The 22,695-nt window shown below is 73.2% G+C and carries 17 protein-coding genes; 2 read left to right on the forward strand and 15 right to left on the reverse strand.

Annotated elements, in window-relative coordinates; translation table 11 throughout:
• Positions 1–53 precede the first annotated feature (53 nt).
• Entirely contained in the window at positions 54–740 is a 687-nt protein-coding gene (locus ASF47_RS14545) for a class I SAM-dependent methyltransferase (protein ID WP_200919141.1), read from the forward strand.
• On the opposite strand, the gene ASF47_RS14550 is transcribed toward ASF47_RS14545, so the two are convergent.
• Together ASF47_RS14550 and ASF47_RS14555 are read right to left on the reverse strand one after the other, a co-directional pair.
• Complete coding sequence (locus tag ASF47_RS14550; protein WP_228942321.1) at positions 674–1,234, reverse strand: GNAT family N-acetyltransferase; 561 nt, start codon at positions 1,232–1,234, stop codon at positions 674–676. The genes ASF47_RS14545 and ASF47_RS14550 overlap by 67 nt on opposite strands.
• Positions 1,209–1,652, reverse strand: coding sequence for a zinc ribbon domain-containing protein (locus ASF47_RS14555; RefSeq protein ID WP_056864761.1), 444 nt, complete (start codon positions 1,650–1,652; stop codon positions 1,209–1,211). Before ASF47_RS14555 ends, ASF47_RS14550 begins: the two co-directional genes overlap by 26 nt.
• Positions 1,653–1,764: 112 nt before the next feature.
• On the opposite strand from ASF47_RS14555, the gene serC reads away from it, so the two are divergent.
• On the forward strand, positions 1,765–2,886 hold the full coding sequence (gene serC, locus ASF47_RS14560; RefSeq protein WP_056864762.1) for a phosphoserine transaminase: 1,122 nt from the start codon (positions 1,765–1,767) through the stop codon (positions 2,884–2,886).
• A gap of 10 nt (positions 2,887–2,896) precedes the next feature.
• On the opposite strand, the gene ASF47_RS14565 is transcribed toward serC, so the two are convergent.
• The 13 genes from ASF47_RS14565 to rpoB form a co-directional block, all read right to left on the reverse strand.
• The gene (locus tag ASF47_RS14565) at positions 2,897–3,394 is read right to left on the reverse strand and encodes a macro domain-containing protein (RefSeq protein WP_056864763.1); all 498 of its coding nucleotides are present in this window, start codon (positions 3,392–3,394) and stop codon (positions 2,897–2,899) included.
• A gap of 65 nt (positions 3,395–3,459) precedes the next feature.
• Positions 3,460–4,464, reverse strand: a complete 1,005-nt coding sequence (locus ASF47_RS14570) for a DNA topoisomerase IB (RefSeq protein WP_056864764.1) — start codon at positions 4,462–4,464, stop codon at positions 3,460–3,462.
• A gap of 40 nt (positions 4,465–4,504) precedes the next feature.
• Positions 4,505–5,536, reverse strand: a complete 1,032-nt coding sequence (locus tag ASF47_RS14575; protein ID WP_056864765.1) for a hypothetical protein — start codon at positions 5,534–5,536, stop codon at positions 4,505–4,507.
• A complete protein-coding gene (locus ASF47_RS14580; RefSeq protein WP_056864766.1) occupies positions 5,529–6,761 on the reverse strand; it encodes a class I SAM-dependent methyltransferase in 1,233 nt (410 codons plus the stop codon). The genes ASF47_RS14575 and ASF47_RS14580 overlap by 8 nt, the downstream gene beginning before the upstream one ends.
• An 82-nt stretch (positions 6,762–6,843) precedes the next feature.
• Positions 6,844–9,735 carry an FAD-binding and (Fe-S)-binding domain-containing protein gene (locus ASF47_RS14585; RefSeq protein ID WP_327138662.1) on the reverse strand — a complete coding sequence of 964 codons (2,892 nt, stop codon included), beginning with the start codon at positions 9,733–9,735 and terminating at the stop codon, positions 6,844–6,846.
• Positions 9,732–10,994: a hydroxyacid-oxoacid transhydrogenase gene (locus ASF47_RS14590; RefSeq protein WP_056864767.1), complete on the reverse strand. Its 1,263-nt coding sequence runs from the start codon at positions 10,992–10,994 to the stop codon at positions 9,732–9,734. Before ASF47_RS14590 ends, ASF47_RS14585 begins: the two co-directional genes overlap by 4 nt.
• A gap of 106 nt (positions 10,995–11,100) precedes the next feature.
• The gene (locus ASF47_RS22195; protein WP_056864768.1) at positions 11,101–11,982 is read right to left on the reverse strand and encodes an NUDIX hydrolase; all 882 of its coding nucleotides are present in this window, start codon (positions 11,980–11,982) and stop codon (positions 11,101–11,103) included.
• A gap of 4 nt (positions 11,983–11,986) precedes the next feature.
• Entirely contained in the window at positions 11,987–12,796 is an 810-nt protein-coding gene (locus tag ASF47_RS14600) for a lysophospholipid acyltransferase family protein (RefSeq protein WP_056864769.1), read from the reverse strand.
• A 17-nt stretch (positions 12,797–12,813) separates the two neighbouring features.
• On the reverse strand, positions 12,814–14,064 hold the full coding sequence (locus ASF47_RS14605) for a geranylgeranyl reductase family protein (RefSeq protein ID WP_056864770.1): 1,251 nt from the start codon (positions 14,062–14,064) through the stop codon (positions 12,814–12,816).
• Positions 14,065–14,142: 78 nt separating this feature from the next.
• Positions 14,143–14,358 carry a hypothetical protein gene (locus ASF47_RS14610; RefSeq protein WP_056864771.1) on the reverse strand — a complete coding sequence of 72 codons (216 nt, stop codon included), beginning with the start codon at positions 14,356–14,358 and terminating at the stop codon, positions 14,143–14,145.
• A 38-nt stretch (positions 14,359–14,396) separates the two neighbouring features.
• Entirely contained in the window at positions 14,397–14,918 is a 522-nt protein-coding gene (locus ASF47_RS14615; protein ID WP_056864772.1) for a DUF4232 domain-containing protein, read from the reverse strand.
• A 154-nt stretch (positions 14,919–15,072) separates the two neighbouring features.
• On the reverse strand, positions 15,073–18,954 hold the full coding sequence (locus ASF47_RS14620) for a DNA-directed RNA polymerase subunit beta' (RefSeq protein WP_056864773.1): 3,882 nt from the start codon (positions 18,952–18,954) through the stop codon (positions 15,073–15,075).
• Between the two features lie 88 nt (positions 18,955–19,042).
• Positions 19,043–22,519: a DNA-directed RNA polymerase subunit beta gene (gene rpoB / locus ASF47_RS14625; RefSeq protein WP_056864774.1), complete on the reverse strand. Its 3,477-nt coding sequence runs from the start codon at positions 22,517–22,519 to the stop codon at positions 19,043–19,045.
• Positions 22,520–22,695 lie beyond the last annotated feature (176 nt).

The following is a 22,695-nucleotide window of genomic DNA, read 5'->3' on the forward strand; positions in this document are numbered from 1 at the left end:
CGGCGCGGGGGCGCCGGGTGGCGGGTGTCGGTGACCGTCTTTACGGTCGCGGCGTGGACGACCTGAGCGGACTGCCCCGATCCGAGCCGACCGACGACCCCGGGCTGGCCGGGCGCATCGCGGTGTGGGACGGCGAGGCGGCGGCCTACGACGACCCCGCCGACCACGGCCTGCGCGACCCGGCGGTGCGCGCCGCGTGGTCGGCGCTGCTGCTGCCCCTGCTACCGCCGGCCCCGGCCCGGGTGGCCGAGCTCGGCTGCGGCACCGCCACCCTCAGCGCGCTGCTCGCCCGCGCCGGTCACCACGTCGATGCCGTCGACTTCTCCCCCGCCATGCTCGAGCGGGCCCGGGCCAAGGTGGCCGGGCTGCCCGGGTCGCCCGTGCGGGTGCTCCCCGGCGACGCCGCCCACCCGCCCCTGACGGCCGACTCCTACGACGTCGTCCTGTGCCGCCACGTGCTGTGGGCCCTGCCCGACCCGGTGGCGGTGCTGCGGCGCTGGACGGCGCTGCTGCGCCCCGGCGGCGTGCTCGTGCTGGTCGAGGGCAGCTGGTCAACCGGAGCCGGCATCACCGGCGCGGAGTGCGTGGCGCTGGCCGAGGCGGCCGACCTCGAGCCGGCCCACACCCCGCTCGTCGACCCCGCGCTGTGGGGCCGCGAGATCAGCGACGACCGCTACCTCGTGGTGGCGCGCCCGCGCAGGTCGGTGGCGAAGCAGCGCGAGAGCGGCGAGTCGCGGTAGTGGCCGAAGCCGGGCACCGGCACGTAGCCCGCCGAGGTGTAGAGCGCGATCGCCTCGGGCTGCAGCGTGCCGGTCTCCAGCACCAGCACCTCCACGCCGGCCTCGGCCGCGGTGGCCTCGAGGTGGGCCAGCATCCGGCGGGCCAGGCCCCGGCGCTGGGCGCGCGGCACGACGTACATCCGCTTGACCTCGGCGGTGACCGCTGATCCCAGCGCCTCCACCGGGCTGCGGCGCCAAGCGCCGGTGGCGACCGCGTCGCCGTCGAGGTAGCCCACGAAGAAGGCGCCCGAGGGCAGCGCGAAGACCTCCTGGTCGAAGGGGCTGGCGTCGGGCGAGCCGTAGCGCGCGACGTACTCGGCCTGGACCTCCTCGACGAGCCGCACCGCGTCGGGGTGGTCGGCCGGCACGCGCACGACCTCCAGCGTCCCGGCCGCCACGCGCCGGCCGGGGTCGGGCTCGCCGACAGGCTCAGAGCCCGGTGCCGCAGCGGTCACAGAACCGCGCCTCCTCGTCGTTGAGCGCTCCGCAGCGAGCGCAGGTGCGGGTCCGCACGGTCTCGGGCGGCGCCGAGGTCCTGGGCGGTGAGCTGCCGAAGCCCTGCTCGACCACCACCCGCGACCAGCCGCCGGCCGATCGGAACGCGGCGGCCCGGGCGAACGCGACCACGCCGAGACCGACCACCATGGCCAGTCCGCCGCCCGCGAAGAGCAGCAGGTCGGAGCCCGGCCCGTCGTCGGCGCCGGGGGCGGGGAAGGGCTCCGACTGCGACCCGACGGAGCCGGTGAAACCGACCACCAGGGCGACCAGCCCGCCGAGGAGCAGGAGCACGCCGGCCACGAGCGCCGCGGCCTGCGCCGGCGTACGCCGACCGGTGGCCGGCGCGCTGCGGGCGGAGGGGTCGTGGGGGGTCATGGGCTCTCCCGAGGGTTGGCGGCGCGAGGGGCCGGGGGTGGCGCGGTGACAGAATAGGACCGCCCGATCCACCGGGCGGCCCCGGCCGTGCCGCCCTCGACGGAAGAAGCACATGACCCGCTCGCCGCGCATCCCCGACCACCTGCTGCCCGCCGACGGGCGCTTCGGGTCGGGCCCCTCCAAGGTGCAGCAGTCCCACCTCGACGCCCTGGCCGCCACCGGGTCCACGCTCATGGGCACCTCGCACCGCCAGGCGCCGGTGCGCGGCCTGGTCGGCCGGGTCATGGAGGGCGTCGCAGGTCTCTTCGACCTGCCGGAGGGCTACGAGGTCGTGCTGGGCAACGGCGGGTCCACCGCCTTCTGGGACGTCGCCACCCACGGCCTGCTCACCCGCCGCAGCCAGCACCTGGTCTGCGGGGAGTTCTCCTCCAAGTTCGCCACGGCCGCCACGGCCGCACCCTGGCTCGAGGAGCCGTCGGTGATCTCCTCCGCGCCGGGCTCGCGGCCGGCCCCGGCCGCCGAGGCCGGCGTCGACGCCTACGCCTGGGCCCACAACGAGACCTCGACGGGCGTGATGACCCCGGTGCTGCGACCCGAGGGCACCGACCCGGGGTCGCTGGTGCTCGTCGACGCCACCTCGGGTGCGGGCGGGCTGCCCGTCGACGTCGCCCAGAGCGACGTCTACTACTTCGCGCCCCAGAAGGGGTTCGCCTCCGACGGCGGGCTCTGGGTGGCCCTGATGTCGCCGGCGGCCCTGGCGCGGGCCGAGGAGGTCGCGGCGGGCGGGCGCCACGTGCCGGCGTTCCTCGACCTGCCCACCGCGATCAGCAACTCGCGCAAGCAGCAGACCTACAACACCCCCGCCGTCGCCACGCTCTTCCTCATGGCCGAGCAGCTGGACTGGATGCACGCCCAGGGCGGGCTCGACGCCATGGTCGCGCGCACCACGGAGTCCTCGGGCGCGCTCTACGCGTGGGCCGAGGCCTCGTCCTACGCCACGCCGTTCGTCGCCGACCCCGACCACCGCTCGCTGGTCGTCGGCACGATCGACCTCGACGAGGACGTCGACGCCCCCGCGGTGATCGCGACGCTGCGCGAGCACGGCGTGGTCGACGTCGACCCCTACCGCAGCCTGGGCCGCAACCAGCTGCGCGTGGCGATGTTCCCCGCGATCGACCCCGACGACGTGCGCGCCCTCACCGCCTGCGTCGACTGGGTCGTCGAGCACTCCTGAGCAGACGCGCCTAGCGGCCCAGCACCGAGCGCACGTCGACGTAGGCCGTGCGGCCGAAGGCGACGATGGTGGCCGTCTCCACCTGAGTGGGGGTCGCGCGCAGGGTCTCGATCGCCGCGGCCACGGCGTCGGCGCGGGGCCAGCCGTAGACCCCGGCGCTGACCAGCGGGAAGGCCATCGTGCGCACCCCGAGCTCGTCGGCGACCTCGAGCGCACGGCGGTAGCAGGACTCGAGAAGCCCGCGGTCGGTCTGGCCCGCCGCGTGGTCGGGACCCACGACGTGGATGACCCAGCGGGCGGGCAGGTCGCCGGCGGTGGTCCAGCCGGCGTCGCCGGTGGCCAGCCCGTCGGGGAAGCGCGCGACGCAGTCGGCGAGCACCGCGGGCCCGCCGACGCGGTGGATGGCGCCGTCGACGCCTCCCCCGCCGCGCATCGCGGTGTTGGCGGCGTTGACGACCGCGTCGACGCGCTGGGTGGTGAGGTCGCCCTCGACGACGTTGAGCTGCATGGTGCTCCGTCCTGCCGCCCCGGTAGCCGGGACGGTCGACCAGGAGCGGCCCCCCGACGGGGGGCTCAGCTCTCCTTGATCAACCTCAGGGTCGCACGCTCCAGGGCGGCCTGCCGCACGTCGGGGCTGTCGTGGTGGCGCCGGGTGGTGCCGACGATGGTGCGGCCGTCCTCGTAGGCCTCGATCACGCGGGGGTCGACGTAGGAGGAGCGCGCCAGCGTGGGGGTGTTGCCGAGGAAGGAGGAGACCTCCTTCATCGCCCCCGACACCGCCCGCTTCTGCGAGGCCCGGGTCTCCCCGTGCTCGGGGGTCTCGGCCAGGGCGGCCGCGGCCAGCACGGTCGCGTGCCAGGTGCGGAAGTCCTTGGCCGTGGCCTCGATCCCCGTTGAGGAGCGGACGTACTCGTTGACCAGCTCCGGCAGCACCGAGCGCCACGAGCGCCCGGTGCGGTAGGACAGCAGCCGCAGGTCCTCGCCGCGGCGGCGCCGCATCACCTCGATCGCCTCGATGACCACGGCGTCGTCGATGCGGATCTCGTGGGAGACCCCCGACTTGCCCACGAAGGTGAACACCAGCTGCTCCTGGCGCCGTCGCACGTGCCGACGCTCGAGGGTGGTGAGCCCGAAGCTGCCGTTGGTGTCGGCGTAGACGTCGTTGCCGATGCGGAAGTAGCCCAGGTCGATCAGCCGGACGGCGGCGGCGCACGCGCGCTCCAGCGGCATGCCCTCGCGGCCGAGGTCGGCCACCACCAGCTCGCGGGCCCGGGTCAGGGCCTTCCCGAACTCCAGCATCCGGTCGAACTTCTCCGCGTCGCGCCGGGTGCGCCACTCGGGGTGGTAGAGGTACTGCCGGCGCCCGGCCTCGTCGGTGCCGACCGCCTGCAGGTGGCCGTTGGCGTGGGGGGTGACCCAGACGTCCTGCCACGCCGGCGGGATGACGAGGTCGCGCACCCGCTGGGCGTCGTCGGCCGGCAGCCGGTCGCCGGCCGCGTCGAGGTAGCTGAAGCCGCTGCCCGCGCGGCGACGCGTCCACCCCGGCTGGTCGGGTGAGGTGCGGCGCAGGCGGACCATGGCCCGAGACTAGGAGCGCCCCCGCGCCCGCGGCTCACCCTCAGCGGCGACGGCGCAGCAGCAGCACCACGAGCCCCACCAGCAGGCCCAGCACCGCCAGCGCGCCCCCGAGCATCCAGCCGGTGAGCAGGGTCAGCTCCGCGGTGTCGGTCACGGTGACGAGGTCGGGGTCGCGCCCGGCCTCCCGTCCGGCGCGGTCGGCCTGGCCGGCCCGGTCGGCCCGGTCGGCGACGGAGCCGTCGACGACGGCCCGCACGTCCGCGGGCAGGTCGAGCTCCAGCACCTCGGCGTACTGCCCCTCGCTGGAGAGCAGCACCCGCCCGTCCTCGTCGACCGCGATCCCCTCGCCCTGCTGCTGCGCGGGCAGGTCGAGGTCGGCGACCTCCTCCATCGAGGGCCAGGCGTAGACGACCGCGCCGCCGTAGCCGCGCACCACGAGGTGGCGCCCGTCGGGGAAGAAGGCGCCGTCGGTGGCGATCGACAGCACCGAGCCGACCGGCTCGAGCCGGTTGGGGGCGTCGGGCGAGAGCCGCGCCGGGGCGCGGTAGAGCGTGCCGCCCAGGAAGGCCTTGGAGGCCACCAGCAGCCGCCCGCTGCGCGGCTCCACCAGCAGCGTCTCGGCGTCCTGCCCGCCGTCGGGGTAGACCAGCTCGTACGTCGTGCCCGCGGCCCCCAGCGCGCCCCGGCCCACGGCCACGCGGCTCACCGACACCGAGGTCCGCTCGCCGGGGTTGTCGCCGATGTCGCCGACCCAGACCTCGCCGGGTCGCGCGCCGGGCCCGTCGGCGGGGGCGAGCGCCTCGACGTCGACGGGGTCCTGGCTCCAGGTGGTGACCCCCACGGTGCGGCCCGTGGCGGGGTCGACGGCGAAGACGCGCCCGGTGTCGCCGGAGTCGTTGGTGGTGAGCACGAGCCCGTCGCGGGCGACCAGGCCGCTCGACTCCACGACGGCGGGGTCGCGGAAGGCGAAGGCGACCTCGGCGTCGGGTCCGCCCGGCCCGACCCCGAGGCCCACGGCGAAGGGCAGCGCGACCGCTGCGGCGAGCAGGCCGTCGATCACGCGCTCACGCACCGGCCCGGTCGGCCTCGAGCAGCTCGGCGAGGCGGGGCCGAACGCCCCAGGCGCCCACGAGCTCGTCGTACTCCTCGCGCGCCTCGGGGGCCTCGCCCCCGGTGCGCACGGCGCGCAGCATGGTGTTGCGCGGGGTGTGCTGGCTCTCCACGAACTGCACGACGTCGACGCGGTAGCCGCGCTGGCGCAGCAGCGAGGCGCGCAGGCCGTCGGTGAGGGTGTCGGCGAGGCGCTCGCGCAGGATGCCGTGGCGGGTGAGCATGGCCCAGGGCGCCGGGGTGGGCAGGCGTCGCAGCTGGGCGGCGACGTCGTGGTGGCAGCAGGGCGCGGCGAGCACCAGCGGTGCCTCCCAGCCCACGGCCCGCGCCAGCGCCTCGTCGGTGGCGGTGTCGCAGGCGTGCAGCGCCAGCACCACGTCGGGCGGCTGCGGGAGCTCGACGTCGGCGATCGAGCCGACCACGAACTCCGCGTCGACGCCGAGGCGGGCGGCCACGGCGCTGTTGTGCTCGCGCGACTGCTCCTTGACGTCGGCCCCCGTGACGACCACCGGCAGGCCGCGGGTGGCGGTGAGGAAGCGCTGGGCGGCGAAGGTGAGGTAGGCGTTGCCGCAGCCGAGGTCAACGATCCGCAGCGGGTCCTCGGGCGTCGGCCGGCGCAGGTGACCCTTGGCCCGGGCCTCGGTGATCGAGGCGTCGAGCAGCCGGAGGAACTCCTCGACCTGGCGGTACTTCGCCTGTCGGGTGGGCTTGAGCCGCCCCTGGGCGTCGGTCAGGCCGAGCTCGCGGAAGACGGGGTCGTCCTCGGCCAGCAGCCGGGGCTTGTCGCGGTCGTGGGCGCGGTCGACCGCGACGGCCTCGGCACGGCGCGCGGTGTGCACGACGGCGTCGAGCTTCTTGGTCACCCGCAGCTGCACCGTCTCGGTCGTGGTCTCGACGTGCCAGTTGCCGAAGGGCAGCGCCAGCAGCGCGTCGAGGGCGTCGGCGGCGTCGGCGCCGGTGAGGGCGTGGTTGGAGGTGTGGGCCTGCGTGGCGTCGTAGGCCGTGACCTGCAGGTGGGGCCCGGCCTTGAGGTCGACGTGGCGCAGCTCGAGGCGCCGCCACCGCGGCGGCTCCTGGCCCTTGCGCCGGCCCGACGCGACCGCGCGCACGAGCCGCTCGGGGTCGAGCAAGGGCGCCCGCAGGCGCGCGAGCGCCTCCTCCAGGGCCCCTCCCGTCGCGCCGCTCACCGGTCGAGGACCGAGGTCACGACCACGATGAGCAGCAGCGCGGCGAGGGCGACCGGGATGATCCAGCGGCGCTGGCGGGGGCTCACGCGCGGTCCCCGCGGGCGCCGGCCGGCAGCCGGGAGGCCCACAGCTCGGCCAGGTGCATCGTCGGCACGTCGGCGAGGTCGTCGAGCTGGACCCGGCACGACATGCCGTCGGCGAGCACGACGGCGTCGGGGTGCGAGCGCACCGCCGGCAGCAGGTGGGTCTCCGCCACGGCCACCGACACCTCGTAGTGGCCCTTCTCCATGCCGAAGTTGCCGGCCAGGCCGCAGCAGCCCGACACCTTCGTCACCGAGGCCCCGGCCCGCTCCAGCAGGGAGCGGTCGGCCTCCCAGCCGAGCACGGCGTGCTGGTGGCAGTGGGGCTGGGCCACGACCTCGACGCCCGTGAGGTCGGGCAGCGGCAGGTCGAGGCGGGTGGCGAGCTCGGCGAAGGTCAGCACCCCGCCGGCGACCTCCGCGGCCCGCGGGTCGGCGGTCAGCTCGGTCGCGTCGCTGCGCAGCGTGGCCAGGCACGACGGCTCGAGCCCGACGACCGGCACCCCGGAGGCGACGTACGGCGCGAGCGTGGCCACCGTGCGCTCCATGATCGCCCGGGCCTTGTCGAGCTGACCCGTGGTGATCCAGGTCAGCGCGCAGCAGGCGTCGTCGGAGATCACCCGCACCCGCAGCCCGGCGGCCTCCAGCACCTCGATGGCCGCGAGGCCGCTGCGCGGGAAGAAGTGGTCGGTGAAGGAGTCGGCCCACACCCACACGTCGGGCGCCCGGTCGCCGCCGCGGCCCCTGGTCGTGCGGCGCAGCGTCTTCGGGGCGAAGGCCGGGATCGAGCGGCGCTGGTCGATGCCGGCGCTCGCCCGCGCGGCGCTGGCGACGGGGCGCAGGCGCATCATCGCGTTGGCCACCGGCGCCACGGGCGCGGCGAGGGCGGCCCAGCGCGGCAGCCGACCGAGCAGGTAGTGGCTGCGCGGGCGGCGGGCGGTCGCGTCAGGGCCGTCGTACTTCTGATGCAGCGCCTCGGCCTTGTAGGTCGCCATGTCGACCCCGGTCGGGCAGTCCGACGCGCAGCCCTTGCAGGCCAGGCACAGGTCGAGGGCCTCGGAGACCGCCGGGTCGCCCAGCCCGCCGACCAAGGAGCCGTCGACGGCCTCCTGGAGCACGCGGGCGCGGCCGCGGGTGGAGTCCTTCTCGTCGCGGGTGGCCTGCCACGAGGGGCACATCACGCCGGTCGCCGAGGGCGCCACGCACTTGCCGACGCCGGTGCAGCGGTGCACGGCGTCGCCGAAGGACCCGCCGTCGTGGGCCAGCCGCAGCAGCGGGCGCACCCCCGCGCGCGGCCGGGCCGGGCGCAGGGAGGCGTCGAAGGGGTCGGGGTCGACCAGCACGCCGGGGTTGAGCAGGCCGTCGGGGTCGCAGACGGCCTTGGCCGCGCGGAAGAGCCGCAGCGACTCCTCGTCGTACATGTGGGTCAGCAGCTCCGAGCGGGCGCGGCCGTCGCCGTGCTCGCCCGAGAGCGAGCCGCCGTGCTTCGACAGCTCGCGGGCGCAGTCCTCCACGAAGGCCCGGAAGCGGCGCGGGCCGGCGGCGGCGTCGCTCTCGCGGTCGGTGAAGTCGAAGTCGATGCGCACGTGCACGCAGCCGTCGCCGAAGTGGCCGTAGGGCACGCCCTGCAGGCCGTGCTCGAGCAGCAGCGCGTCGAAGTCGCGCAGCCACGCCCCGAGCCGGTCGGGGGGCACGGCCGCGTCCTCCCAGCCCGAGAGGGCCTGGCGCTGCGTGCTCCGCGCGGCGAGGCCGGCTCCGTCCTCGCGGATCCGCCACAGCGCGGCGGCCTCGCGGGGGTCGGTGACCAGGCGGTGGTCGAGGGCCCCGGAGACCGCGACCAGCGGCGCGACCAGACCCGGGTCGGTGACCTCGACGAAGAGCCAGCCTGCCCCGCGGGGCAGGTCGGGCACGGCGCCGCGGGCACCCACCAGGTCGACGATGCGGGCGTCGATGCCCTCGCAGGCGACGAGCCCGGCGCCCGCGGTCTCCATGCCGGCGGGGCTGTCGACGGGGGTGCCGGCGGCGGCCAGCAGGGCCGGCACGGCGTCGGCGGCCTCGACCATCGAGGGGTAGCCGAGCACGACCAGCTGGCGCGAGGTCTCGTCCACGACCAGCCGCACGGTGGCGTCGAGCACCAGGCCCAGGGTGCCCTCCGAGCCGGTGAGGAACCGGTCGAGGCGGCGACCGTTCTCCGGCAGCAGCTGCTCCATGGCGTAGCCGCTGACCTGGCGGGTGAACCGGCCGAAGGAGGTGCGCACGTGCTCGAGGCTGGCGTCGGTGATCGCGGCCAGGCCGTCGGCCACCGCACCGCCGCCGCCCGACCAGACCTCGCCGGTGCCGAAGGCGACCCGCAGCGACTCGACGTTGTCGGAGGTGCGGCCGTAGCCCAGGGCGCGCGAGCCGCAGGCGTTGTTGCCGATCATGCCGCCGATGGTGCAGCGGGTGTGGGTGGAGGGGTCGGGGCCGAAGCGCAGTCCCTGGGCCTGGGCCTGCTGCTGCAGCGTCGCGTGCACCACGCCGGGCTCGACGCGCGCCGTGCGGGCCTCGGCGTCGATCTCCAGCACGCGGCCGAGGTGGCGGGAGGTGTCGACGACGATGCCGGGACCCACCGCGTTGCCGGCGATCGAGGTGCCGGCGCCGCGCATCGTCAGCGGGGTGCCGCTCGCCCGGGCGACGTCGAGCACGGCGAGCAGCTCGTCGGTGTGGCGCGGCCGGGCCACCACCTGGGGCAGCACGCGGTAGAGCGAGGCGTCGGTGGAGTAGAGCGCCCGGGTCAGCACCGAGTCGTCGACGTCGGTGACGCCCCGGCGGCGCAGCTCGCCGAGCAGGTCGCCCACCCCTGCGCCCCCGGAGGTGCTGTCGGGGCCGGCGTGGTCGGGGAGGTGCAGGGTCACCAGTGCTCCATCGAGCCGCGGAACACCGCGGCCAGGTCGTCGGGGGTCGCCTCGCGCGGCGCGGTCGCGAGCAGGCGCTGCTGCTGCAGCGCTCCGCCCACGAGGTCGTCGACGTCGCCGTCGCCGTAGCCGACCTCGGCCAGGCCGCTGGGCAGGCCGATGTCGCGCATCAGGGTCGAGATGACGTCGGGCAGGACGTCGGGGCCGGTGCCGGTGGCCGAGGGGTCGAGCAGGCGGGCGGCGGCCAGGTGGCGCTCGGGCGCGGCCTCGTAGGTGAACCGGAAGGCCTCGGGCGCGGTGAGCGAGACGGCCATGCCGTGCGGCACCATCGCCTCGTCCTGGGGGTAGCCGGCGGGGCGGTAGTCGCGCACGCGCCCGGCGATCGGGTAGGCGTTGGCGTGGGGGATGTGCACGCCGGCGTTGCCGAAGCCCAGCCCGGCGAAGGTCGCGGCCATCGCCATCTGCTCGCGCGCCAGCTGGTCGGTGCCGTCGGCCACCGCAGCGCGGAAGGAGCCCGCCAGCAGGCCCATCGCGCGCTCCGACCACAGGTCGGCGATCGGGTTGGCGCCGCAGTAGGGCACCCGCTGCTCGGGGCGCTTGGCGTCGAAGTCGGCGTACCACTTCGCGGTGTAGCTCTCCAGGGCGTGGCACAGGATGTCCATGCCCGAGGCGGCCGTGACCATCGACGGCTGGCCCAGCGTGAGCTGCGGGTCCACCACGGCCAGGGTGGGGCGCAGGGCGGGGTGGCTGATGCCGGTCTTGACGTGGAGGCTCAGCACGTCGAGCACGCAGATGGTGGTGCTCTCGCTGCCGGTGCCGGTGGTGGTCGGCACCGCGACGAGCGGCAGCAGCCGGTTGACCGGGGCGAGCGCCTTGCCGACGGGGGCGTTGATGTAGTCCATCAGCTCGCCGGGGTTGGTGGTGAGCAGGTTGACCGCCTTGGCGGTGTCGATCGACGACCCGCCGCCCACGGCCACGACGGCGTCGAAGGGCCCGGCGTCGCGCGCGAAGTCGATCGCCAACTGCAGCGACTCGTCGGTGGGCTCGACGTGGGCCTGGTCGAAGACGACGACCTCGATGCCGCTCGCCCGGACCTGCTCGGCGATGCGCTGGGGGTGGCCGGTGGCCGCGAGGCCGGGGTCGGTCACCAGGATCACGCGACGCGCGCCGAAGCCGGCGAGGTCGTGGCCGACCTCGGCCGAGGACCCGCTGCCGAACTTCAGGGCCGGTGCGGCGTAGGTGAAGATGGTCTCGCTCAAGGTGTGCCTCCTGGGTCCAGGCCACGATATCCGCCGGGTCCCACCAGGCCGGCACCGTCTCGGCCGTCCGCGCCGTGGGGCGCCCCGGCGGCGGGTCAGCGTCGGGTCAGCGGCGGGTCAGCGCGGCGCGCACGACCTCGAGCACCTCGACCGCTCCGGCCTCGACCTCGGCGACGTCGACCCAGGCCACGGCGTCGGTGGTGCCGTCGGCCTCCACGACCCGCGGCGCGACGTCGGGGTCCACCTCGGCCCGGAAGACCAGGTGCACGCCGTGGAAGTCCTCGTGGCGCCCCGAGGGCGCGGTGCCGGCGAGGTGCACGTCGTCGACGGCCACCACGTCGCCGACCACGCCCGCGAGCCCGCACTCCTCGGCCAGCTCGCGGCGCACGGCGTCGCGCGGGGCCTCGCCGTGGTCGACGCCGCCGCCCGGCAGGGTCCAGCAGCCGGCGTGGTGCCCGCGCGCGGAGATCCGGGTCAGCAGCACCTGGGCGCCGCCGGCCCGGGTGACCAGCGCGTAGGCGCCGACCCGCTGCCGTCGGGCGGGGGTGTGGTCGGCGAGGGCCTCGCGCACCAGCGCGCTGACCCGCACCCGTCCCGAGCGCACCGCCGCGAGGGGGTGCCAGGCGGCGTCGACGGTGGTGCCGTCGACCTCGACCACGCGCGGGGCCGGTGCGTCGCGCGGCACCCAGCCCTCGTAGACGATGCGCAGGGACCAGGAGTCGACCCGGCGCCCGCCCCGGCGGTCGCGGCGCTGGCGCTGGGAGTAGACCCGGGAGGTGTCACCGACCCGCACGTCGAGGCCGGTCTCCTCGTGCACCTCGCGCACGACCGCGTCACGGGGGTCCTCGCCGTGCTCGAGACCCCCGCCGGGCAGCGTCCAGAGCTCGGAGCGGCTCAGGCGCGGCGCGAGGCGGCTGAGCAGGACCTGCTCGTCGCGCACGACCACGGCGTAGGCCGCGACCCGTTGCGTGCGCGGCAGACCCCCCATGTCCTCACCGTAGCCGCGCGCGGCCCTCGGGCTCCGTGCCGGGCCCCCAGGTGGGCGCGAGCGCCGCGCGGGGCACCGAGTCCCAGGCCCGCGCCGCCTCCCGGTCGGGCGCGGCGCCGCCGAGGTGGGCCGGGTGCCACACGGCACGCTCGCCGGGCCGCGGCCGGTGCTCGGAGCGCTGCTGAAGGTCCTCCAGCAGCCCGGTCAGCACGTGGCCGAGCCGCCGGGTCGTCGTGACCAGGTCGTCCTCCGGCGCCACCCTCATCGGCTCGCCGAAGGCCACGTCCACCACCCGCCCCCGACGCAGGCTCGGCGCGGGCTTGCGCCCGTCGACCGGCAGGCCCACCGACCACATCCGCTGCGTGCCCCACACGGCCACCGGCACCAGCGGCGCCCCGGTCTCGCGGGCCAGCGCGGGCAGGCCGCGCATCAGGGAGCGCACGGTGTAGGACCACGAGATGCCGGCCTCCGGGAAGCCGCACACCACCTCCCCCGCGCGCAGCAGCCGGCGGGCCTGCAGGTACGCCGCCGCCGGCGCCTCCCGGTCGACGGGCACGTGGCCCATGGCCGTCATGGGAGCCGCGACCGGGCTGTGCCAGATGTCGTGGCGGCACAGGAAGCGCACGTGGCGCCCCTGCTCGAGCCCGGCCTTGCCGACGAAGAGGAAGTCGGGGTAGCCCACGTGCACGCTGGCCATCACGGCCGGGCCGGTGCGAGGCAGGTGCTCGGCGCCGTGGACGCGGGTGGTGACGTCGAGGGCGCGCAGGGCCACCCGGCCCAGCGCGATCGTCAGGTCGTAGGTGCGATCCCCCACCGCCGGCTCCCGACGGCTCAGGAGAAGGGCGGACGGTGGTCGACCGCCAGCGAGCGCCGCCCGGCCCAGCGCCACACGCGCGCGGCCCGGTCGCGGTCGTCGTCGGTCACCAGGTTGCCCATCCAGCGCAGCGCCAGCGTCATCAGCCAGTCCGAGCGCATGCCCGCCGGCCCGAGCGTCGGCAGCAGCCGGGGCACCGTGACCAGCCCGGCCAGGCGCCGGGCGATGGAGAAGGACTCGCCGTAGTGCTCGCGCAGCAGCGCCGGCCAGCCGGCGGCGAGGTCGCCGCCGTCGGCGATCATCTCCGCCACGAGGCGACCGGTCTCCAGGCCGTAGTCGATGCCCTCGCCGTTGAGCGGGTTGACGCAGCCCGCGGCGTCACCGATCAGCGCCCAGTTGGGGCCGGCCACGTGGCTCACCGCGCCGCCCATGGGCAGCAGCGCCGAGGTCGGGGCGCGCAGGTCGCCGTCGAGGTCGAACTCCTCGCGGCGCTGCTCGGCGTAGAAGGCCATGAGGGGCTTCACGGCGATGTCGGCCGGCCGCTTGGCCGTGGCGAGCGTGCCGACGCCGAGGTTCACCTGGCCGCCGCCGAGCGGGAAGATCCAGCCGTAGCCGGACAGGATCGCCCCGTCCTCGCCGCGCAGCTCGAGGTGGGAGCTGATCCAGGGGTCCTCCGAGCGCGAGGAGTCGACGTAGGACCGCCCGGCGACGCCGTAGACGGTCTCGCGGTGCCACTCGCGGCCCAGGACCTTGCCCAGCGGCGAGCGCACGCCGTCGGCGACCACGAGGTGGCGGCAGCGCACCTCGAAGCGCTCGCGGCTGCCGTCGCCGCGGCGCTCGAAGACGACGGCGGCGACCCGGTCACCCTCGCGCCGGACGTCGACCGCGCGGACGCCGTCGAGGGCCGAGGCGCCCCAGGAGACCGCGGTGGTGCGCAGGTGGTCGTCGAGCTCGGTGCGCGGCACCGCGCTGCCCCAGTCGGGCAGGGTGCCGCCGGGCCAGGGCAGGTGGAGGGTCTGGCCGAAGCCGTGGGCGCGCAGGCCCCGGCTGGTGACCCGCTCGCGCAGCCAGGGCTCCAGGCCCAGGCGCTGCAGCTCGCCGACCGCACGCGGGGTCAGGCCGTCGCCGCAGGTCTTGTCGCGCGGGAAGGTCGCCGCATCGGTGAGGAGGACGTCGAGGCCGGCACGCGCGGCCCAGGCCGCCGCGGCGGACCCCGCCGGCCCTGCGCCGACCACGAGGACGTCGGTCTCGACCGGAGTGGTGCTCACGCCCCGATTCTCGCAGGCGGGTGGGCACCGGGCCACGCCGCCTCGACCCGCTGCGGGGTCAGGGCGGCGTGCGCGGGCTCAGGTGTCCTGCTCCTCCACCGGCGGGAACACCGCGGGCGCCTCGTCGTAGCCCTCGGCGTCGGTGAACATCGCCTTCTCGGCGTCGAACTCCCGGTCGGTGTTGTCGACCTCGGCGTTCTGCGGGCGGTGGTCGGGGTCGAGGCGCTCGTCGCGCTCGGCGGCCACCTCCTCGGGGCTCGCCTCGGCGATCGGCTCGTCGTGGGGCTGGCTCATGGGGCCATCGCCTCACGCGCCCTGCTGCGTGTCAACCGTCACGGTCGACGGAAGGAGCGGTGCGACAGCAGGTGCACCTCGTCGTCGCGGCACCCGGTGGTGGTGTGCTCGACGAACTGCGACCGGGTCGCGTCGGGCATGTAGACCCGGAAGCCGTCGACCGCGGTGGGGCGGCACTCCTTGCGCGGGAAGTTCGCGGCGTCGAGCTCGTCGACCCGGCTCACCACCCGCTGACCGGGTCGCAGGGTCACCGCGGGAGCGGCCTCGCCCGTGCGGTCGGCGGCCGCGCCCACCTGCGTGCCGTCACCTCCGCCGACGTACGACAGACCGCCGAAGCCGCCGACGCGGCAGCTGCGGTCGGAGGTGTTGGTGAGCCGGATCCGGCCGTAGGTGTGACCGGCCGCGCCCTCCCCGCCGCGGTAGGACGCGGTGAGGTCGGCGTTGCCGCACGTGCGCACCGCCGGTGCGGGGGACGCGCCGGCGGGTCCGGCGAGGACGACCGTGCCGGCGGCGAGAGCCGCGGCGAGGACGAGCCGGAACGAGCTGCGGGGGGTTGTCATGGTGCCTCCTTCGACAGTGGGTGACCTTCACCCACTGACATGGGACGCCCCGAGGTGCGGGCTGGTTGGGCGCAGGAGCCTGAGAAGACGCGAAGAACCCCCGCCGCCCGGGTGGGCGACGGGGGTCCGTCGGTGGTGCGGGACTACGCCGGGGTCAGTTCTGGTACGACCCGAAGTCGAAGTCGTCCAGGGCGACGGCCTGGCCGGCTCCGGCGTTGCCGAACTCGTAGTCGTAGGAGTCGTAGCCGGTGACGGAGTACGCCGCGGCCCGTGCCTCCTCGGTGGGCTCGACCCGGATGTTGCGGTAGCGCTCCAGGCCGGTGCCCGCCGGGATCAGCTTGCCGATGATCACGTTCTCCTTCAGGCCGCGCAGCGAGTCGGAGCGGCCGTGGATCGCGGCGTCGGTGAGCACGCGGGTGGTCTCCTGGAAGGAGGCCGCCGAGAGCCACGACTCGGTCGCGAGCGAGGCCTTGGTGATGCCCATGAGCTCGGGACGACCCGAGGCCGGCTTGCCGCCCTCGGAGACCACGCGACGGTTCTCCTCCTCGAAGAGCACGCGGTCGACCAGGTCGGAGGGCAGCAGATTGGTGTCGCCCGACTCGATGACCGTGATCCGGCGCAGCATCTGCCGCACGATGATCTCGATGTGCTTGTCGTGGATCGACACGCCCTGGCTGCGGTAGACCTGCTGGACCTCGTCGACGAGGTGCTGCTGGGTGCGACGCACGCCGAGGATGCGCAGCACCTCCTTCGGGTCGGGCGTGCCGAGCGTCAGCATCTGGCCGACCTCGATGTGGTCGCCGTCGCCGACGAGCAGGCGCGAGCGGCGGCTCACGACGTACTCGATGACGTCGGAGCCGTCGTCAGGGGTCACCAGCACCTTGCGCGCCTTGTCGGTCTCCTCGATCTCGACGCGGCCGGCGGCCTCCGAGATCGGGGACAGACCCTTGGGCGAGCGGGCCTCGAAGAGCTCGACCACGCGGGGCAGACCCTGCGTGATGTCGTCGGCCGAGGCCACACCACCGGTGTGGAAGGTGCGCATGGTCAGCTGCGTGCCGGGCTCACCGATCGACTGGGCCGCGATGATGCCGACGGCCTCGCCGATGTCGACGAGCTTGCCGGTCGCCAGCGAGCGGCCGTAGCACTTGGCACAGGTGCCGGTGCGGGCGTCGCAGGTCAGCACGGAGCGGACCTTGACCGACTCGATGCCGGCCTCGACCAGCTCGCCGATCTTGACGTCGCCCAGGTCCTCGCCCGCGGTGGCCAGCACCTCGCCGGTCTCCGGGTGGGTGACCTCGGTGGCCGCCGAGCGGGCGTAGGCCGCGGTCTCGGCGTTCTCGTGCTTGACCACGGTGCCGTCGGGACGGCGCTCGCCGATGACCTTGGGCAGACCGCGCTCGGTGCCGCAGTCGTCCTCGCGGATGATGACGTCCTGCGAGACGTCGACCAGACGACGGGTGAGGTAGCCCGAGTCGGCGGTGCGCAGGGCGGTGTCGGCCAGACCCTTGCGGGCACCGTGGGTGGAGATGAAGTACTCCAGCACGGTCAGGCCCTCGCGGAAGTTGGCCTTGATCGGGCGCGGGATGATCTCGCCCTTCGGGTTGGCCACCAGACCACGCATGGCGCCGACCTGACGGATCTGGTTCATGTTTCCGGACGCACCCGAGTCGACCATCATGTAGATGGGGTTCGACTTCGAGAACGCCTTCTCCATGGCGTCTCCGACCTTCTTCGAGGCCTCGGTCCAGATCTCGACGAGCTCCTGACGACGCTCGTCGTCGGTGACCAGACCGCGCTCGAACTGCTTCTGCACCTTGGCGGCCTGCGCCTCGTAGCTCTCGAGGATCTGGAGCTTGTCGGCGGGGGTGGTGACGTCGTCGATCGAGACGGTGACACCCGAGAAGGTCGCCCAGCGGAAGCCGGCGTCCTTCAGCGCGTCGAGCGAGGCGGCCACCTCGACCTTGGTGTAGCGCTCGGCGAGGTCGTTGACGATCGCGCCGAGCTGCTTCTTGCCCACCTCGTAGTTCACGAAGGGGTAGTCGGCGGGCAGCGTGTCGTTGAAGAGGGCGCGACCCAGCGTCGTCTCGACGATCAGCGGCTGACCCTGCTCCCAGCCCTCGGGCAGGGCCTGGTCGGCGGCCGGGACGATGTCGTCGAGGCGGATGCGGACCTTGCTCTGGATCGAGATCTCGCCGCGGTCGAAGGCCATGATCGCCTCGGCCGGGGAGGAGAAGACCCGGCCGTCGCCGACCTGGTCCTCACGGTCGGTCGTCAGGAAGAACAGGCCGATGATCATGTCCTGGGTGGGCATGGTCACCGGACGGCCGTCCGACGGCTTGAGGATGTTGTTGGTCGACAGCATCAGGATCCGGGCCTCGGCCTGGGCCTCGGCCGACAGCGGCAGGTGCACCGCCATCTGGTCGCCGTCGAAGTCGGCGTTGAAGGCCGAGCAGACGAGCGGGTGGATCTGGATGGCCTTGCCCTCGATCAGCTGGGGCTCGAAGGCCTGGATGCCGAGGCGGTGCAGCGTGGGCGCACGGTTCAGCAGCACCGGGTGCTCGGTGATGACCTCCTCGAGCACGTCCCACACGACCGGACGGGCGCGCTCGACCATGCGCTTGGCCGACTTGATGTTCTGCGCGTGCGACAGGTCGACCAGGCGCTTCATCACGAAGGGCTTGAACAGCTCGAGCGCCATCTGCTTGGGCAGACCGCACTGGTGCAGCTTGAGCTGCGGGCCCGAGACGATGACCGAGCGGCCCGAGTAGTCGACGCGCTTGCCGAGCAGGTTCTGACGGAAGCGGCCCTGCTTGCCCTTGAGCATGTCGGACAGCGACTTCAGCGGCCGGTTGCCCGGGCCGGTGACGGGACGACCGCGGCGGCCGTTGTCGAACAGCGAGTCGACGGCCTCCTGGAGCATCCGCTTCTCGTTGTTGACGATGATCTCGGGCGCGCCGAGGTCGAGCAGCCGCTTGAGGCGGTTGTTGCGGTTGATGACGCGGCGGTACAGGTCGTTGAGGTCGGAGGTCGCGAAGCGGCCACCGTCGAGCTGCACCATCGGGCGCAGGTCCGGCGGGATCACCGGGACGGCGTCGAGGACCATGCCCTGGGGCTTGTTGCCGGTCTTGCGGAAGGCGTCGACGACCTTGAGGCGCTTGAGCGCGCGGACCTTCTTCTGGCCCTTGCCGTTGGCGATGGTGTCGCGCAGCGACTCCACCTCGGCGGGGATGTCGAAGTCCTGGAGGCGCTTCTGGATCGCCGTGGCGCCCATGTGGCCCTCGAAGTACTTGCCGAACCAGTTCTTCATCTCGCGGTAGAGCATCTCGTCGCCCATCAGGTCCTGGACCTTGAGGGACTTGAAGGTGTTCCACACCTCGTCGAGGCGGTCGATCTCGCGCTGCGCACGGTCGCGCAGTTGCTTCATCTCGCGCTCGGCGCCGTCGCGCACCTTGCGGCGGGCGTCGGCCTTGGCGCCCTCGGCCTCGAGCGCGGCGAGGTCCTCCTCGAGCTTCTTGCTGCGGTCCTCCAGCGACTGGTCGCGACGCTTCTCGAGGCGCTCACGCTCCAGGCCGACCTTGTTCTCCAGCGAGGAGAGGTCGCTGTGGCGGGCCTCCTCGTCGACGGAGGTGATCATGTAGGCCGCGAAGTAGATGACCTTCTCGAGGTCCTTCGGGGCCAGGTCGAGGAGGTAGCCCAGGCGCGAGGGCACGCCCTTGAAGTACCAGATGTGCGTCACGGGAGCGGCCAGCTCGATGTGGCCCATGCGCTCGCGACGCACCTTGGAGCGGGTCACCTCGACGCCGCAGCGCTCGCAGATGATTCCCTTGAAGCGCACGCGCTTGTACTTGCCGCAGTAGCACTCCCAGTCCCGGGTGGGACCGAAGATCTTCTCGCAGAAGAGGCCGTCACGCTCGGGCTTGAGCGTGCGGTAGTTGATGGTCTCCGGCTTCTTGACCTCGCCGTGGCTCCAGGTGCGGATGTCGTCCGCGGTGGCCAGGCCGATCTGAAGCTGGTCGAAGAAGTTCACATCGAGCACGGTGGCTGTTGTCCTTCGTTAGATCTGTGTGAAACGAGTCGTGGACTGGCGGGGGCGGGGCGCCGCTGGGGGCGCCCCGCCGTCACGCTCAGACTTCTTCGACGCTGCTGGGCTCGCGACGCGACAGGTCGATGCCCAGCTCCTCGGCGGCGCGGAAGACGTCCTCCTCCGCGTCGCGCAGCTCGATCGACGAGCCGTCCTGGCTCAGGACCTCGACGTTCAGGCAGAGCGACTGCATCTCCTTGACGAGCACCTTGAACGACTCGGGGATGCCCGAGTCGGGGATGTTCTCGCCCTTGACGATCGCCTCGTAGACCTTGACGCGTCCGGGGACGTCGTCGGACTTGATCGTGAGCAGCTCCTGCAGGGCGTAGGCGGCGCCGTAGGCCTCCATCGCCCAGACCTCCATCTCGCCGAACCGCTGGCCGCCGAACTGGGCCTTACCGCCCAGGGGCTGCTGCGTGATCATCGAGTAGGGGCCGGTGCTGCGCGCGTGGATCTTGTCGTCCACGAGGTGGTGCAGCTTGAGGATGTACATGTAGCCGACCGAGACCGGGTCGGGGAACGGCTCGCCGGAGCGGCCGTCGAACAGGTCGGCCTTGCCGGTCTCGTCGATCATCCGCACGCCGTCGCGGTTGGGGATGGTCGCACCGAGCAGGCCGGTGATCTCGTCCTCGCGCGCACCGTCGAAGACCGGGGTCGCGACCTTGGAGTTCGCGGCGGCCTTGTCGGCGTGGATCTTGATCAGGCGCTGCTTCCAGTCGGCGTCGCTCTTGTCGTCCGACAGGTCGAGGTCCCAGCCCTGCTTGGCCAGCCAGCCGAGGTGGAGCTCGAGGATCTGGCCGATGTTCATGCGTCGCGGCACACCCAGCGGGTTGAGCACGACGTCGACGGGGGTGCCGTCCTCCATGAACGGCATGTCCTCGATCGGCAGGATCTTGGCGATGACGCCCTTGTTGCCGTGACGACCGGCCAGCTTGTCGCCGACCGAGATCTTGCGCTTCTGGGCGACGTAGACACGGACCAGCTGGTTGACGCCCGGGGGCAGCTCGTCGCCGTCCTCGCGGTCGAAGACCCGGACGCCGATGACCGTGCCGGACTCACCGTGGGGCACCTTCATCGAGGTGTCGCGCACCTCGCGCGCCTTCTCGCCGAAGATCGCGCGCAGCAGGCGCTCCTCGGGGGTCAGCTCGGTCTCGCCCTTCGGGGTCACCTTGCCGACGAGGATGTCGCCGGTCTGCACCTCGGCGCCGATGCGGATGATCCCGCGCTCGTCGAGGTCGGCCAGCATCTCCTCGGAGACGTTGGGGATGTCGCGGGTGATCTCCTCGGGGCCCAGCTTGGTGTCGCGGGCGTCGACCTCGTGCTCCTCGATGTGGATCGAGGTGAGGACGTCCTCCTGCACCAGGCGCTGGCTGAGGATGATCGCGTCCTCGTAGTTGTGGCCCTGCCACGGCATGAAGGCGACGAGCAGGTTGGTGCCCAGCGCCATCTCCGCGTCGTCGGTGCAGGGGCCGTCGGCGATGGGGCTGCCGACCTCGAGGCGGTCGCCCTCGGCGACCAGCGGGCGCTGGTTGATGCAGGTGCCCTGGTTGGAGCGGCGGAACTTCGCCAGCTTGTAGCTGGAGTAGGTGCCGTCGTCGTTCATGGTCTCGATCAGGTCGGCCGAGACCGACGAGACGACACCGGCGGCGGTCGCGGTGACGACGTCACCGGCGTCGACGGCGGCGCGGAACTCGATGCCCGTGCCGACGAAGGGCGAGTCGCTCTTGATGAGCGGCACGGCCTGGCGCTGCATGTTGGCGCCCATGAGCGCGCGGTTGGCGTCGTCGTGCTCGAGGAACGGGATCAGCGCGGTCGCGACCGACACCATCTGGCGCGGCGAGACGTCCATGTAGTCGACCTCGTCGGCCAGGATCTCCGAGACCTCGCCGTCGCGCTGGCGCACCAGCACGCGCTCCTCGACGAACTTCCCGGCGTCGTCCATGGCCGCGTTGGCCTGGGCGATGACGAAGCGGTCCTCGTCGTCGGCGGTGAGGTAGTCGATCTGGTCGGTGACGGTGCCGTCGACGACCTTGCGGTAGGGCGTCTCCACGAAGCCGAACGGGTTGATCCGGCCGTAGGAGGCCAGCGAGCCGATCAGACCGATGTTGGGACCCTCAGGGGTCTCGATCGGGCACATGCGGCCGTAGTGCGACGGGTGGACGTCGCGGACCTCCATGCCGGCGCGGTCACGGGACAGACCACCGGGACCCAGCGCGGAGAGGCGACGCTTGTGCGTCAGGCCCGCGATCGGGTTGGTCTGGTCCATGAACTGGCTCAGCTGCGAGGTGCCGAAGAACTCCTTCAGCGCCGCGACGACGGGGCGGATGTTGATCAGCGACTGCGGGGTGATGGCCTCGACGTCCTGGGTCGTCATCCGCTCGCGCACGACCCGCTCCATACGCGCCAGGCCGGTGCGGAGCTGGTTCTGGATCAGCTCGCCCACGGTGCGCATGCGGCGGTTGCCGAAGTGGTCGATGTCGTCGGGGGAGATCGGGAGCTCGCCCTGGGGCGTCTCCAGCTGCTCCTGGCCGTCGTGCAGCGCGACGATGTACTTGATCGCGGCGACGATGTCCTCGACGGTCAGCGTCTGCTGGTCGAACGCCTGCGTCAGCCCCAGCTTCTTGTTGATCTTGTAGCGACCGACCTTGGCCAGGTCGTAGCGCTTGGGGTTGAAGTAGTAGTTGTTCAGCAGCGTCTGGGCGGCCTCGCGCGTCGGCGGCTCGCCCGGGCGCAGCTTGCGGTAGATGTCGAGCAGCGCGTCGTCCTGGCCCTGGGTGTTGTCCTTCTCCAGGGTCAGCATCATCGACTCGTACTGCCCGAACTCCTCGCGGATCTGCTCGTTGGTGTAGCCGAGCGCCTTGAGGAGCACCGTGACGTTCTGCTTGCGCTTGCGGTCGAGGCGCACGCCGACCATGTCGCGCTTGTCGATCTCGAACTCCAGCCACGCGCCGCGGCTCGGGATCATCTTGGAGGTGTAGATGTCCTTGTCGGACGTCTTGTCGGCCGAGCGCTCGAAGTACACGCCCGGCGAGCGGACGAGCTGGCTGACGACGACACGCTCGGTGCCGTTGATGATGAACGTGCCCTTGTCGGTCATCAGGGGGAAGTCACCCATGAAGACCGTCTGGCCCTTGATCTCACCGGTGTCGTTGTTGGTGAACTCGGCGGAGACGTAGAGCGGTGCGGAGTAGGTGAAGTCCTTCTCCTTGCACTCGTCGACGGTGTACTTGGGGTCGTAGAAGACCGGGTTCTCGAACGAGAGCGACATGGTCTCGGAGAAGTCCTCGATCGGCGAGATCTCCTCGAAGATCTCCTGCAGACCGGACTTGCTGGAGACGTCCTCGCCCTCGGAGCGGCGACGCTCGACGACGGCGTCCCACTTCTCGTTGCCGACGAGCCAGTCGAAGCTGTCGGTCTGGAGGGAGAGGAGCTGCGGCACCTCGAGCGGTTCGGTGATCTTCGCGAACGAGATGCGGGACTTGCTTGCGACGGAGGAGGCAGTGGTGCTGCGCGCGGCCAAGAGGGAGTCCTTCGAGAGAACGCTGGGCGAGAGGCGCCGACCGACCACACGTCAGCCACCGGGAAGGCTGAGGGCATCTGAGGGCAGGCGCAAAGCGCAACAGTACCCGAACAGAGGGCGCGCGACAACTGCGGCAGGCACCTCGCAGGTGAGCGTTCGCGACGATGATGACTGCC

It is taken from the genome of Nocardioides sp. Leaf285 (assembly GCF_001422955.1).
In the GTDB taxonomy this organism is placed as follows: domain Bacteria; phylum Actinomycetota; class Actinomycetes; order Propionibacteriales; family Nocardioidaceae; genus Nocardioides; species Nocardioides kribbensis.

Bases quoted from the DNA above. Each gene is read 5' to 3' on its own strand.
- ASF47_RS14555 (WP_056864761.1), bottom strand. From the start codon at position 1,652: ATGACCCCCCACGACCCCTCCGCCCGCAGCGCGCCGGCCACCGGTCGG.
- ASF47_RS14615 (WP_056864772.1), bottom strand. From the start codon at position 14,918: ATGACAACCCCCCGCAGCTCGTTCCGGCTCGTCCTCGCCGCGGCTCTC.
- serC (WP_056864762.1), top strand. From the start codon at position 1,765: ATGACCCGCTCGCCGCGCATCCCCGACCACCTGCTGCCCGCCGACGGG.
- ASF47_RS14610 (WP_056864771.1), bottom strand. From the start codon at position 14,358: ATGAGCCAGCCCCACGACGAGCCGATCGCCGAGGCGAGCCCCGAGGAG.
- ASF47_RS14570 (WP_056864764.1), bottom strand. From the start codon at position 4,464: ATGGTCCGCCTGCGCCGCACCTCACCCGACCAGCCGGGGTGGACGCGT.
- ASF47_RS14565 (WP_056864763.1), bottom strand. From the start codon at position 3,394: ATGCAGCTCAACGTCGTCGAGGGCGACCTCACCACCCAGCGCGTCGAC.
- ASF47_RS22195 (WP_056864768.1), bottom strand. From the start codon at position 11,982: ATGGGGGGTCTGCCGCGCACGCAACGGGTCGCGGCCTACGCCGTGGTC.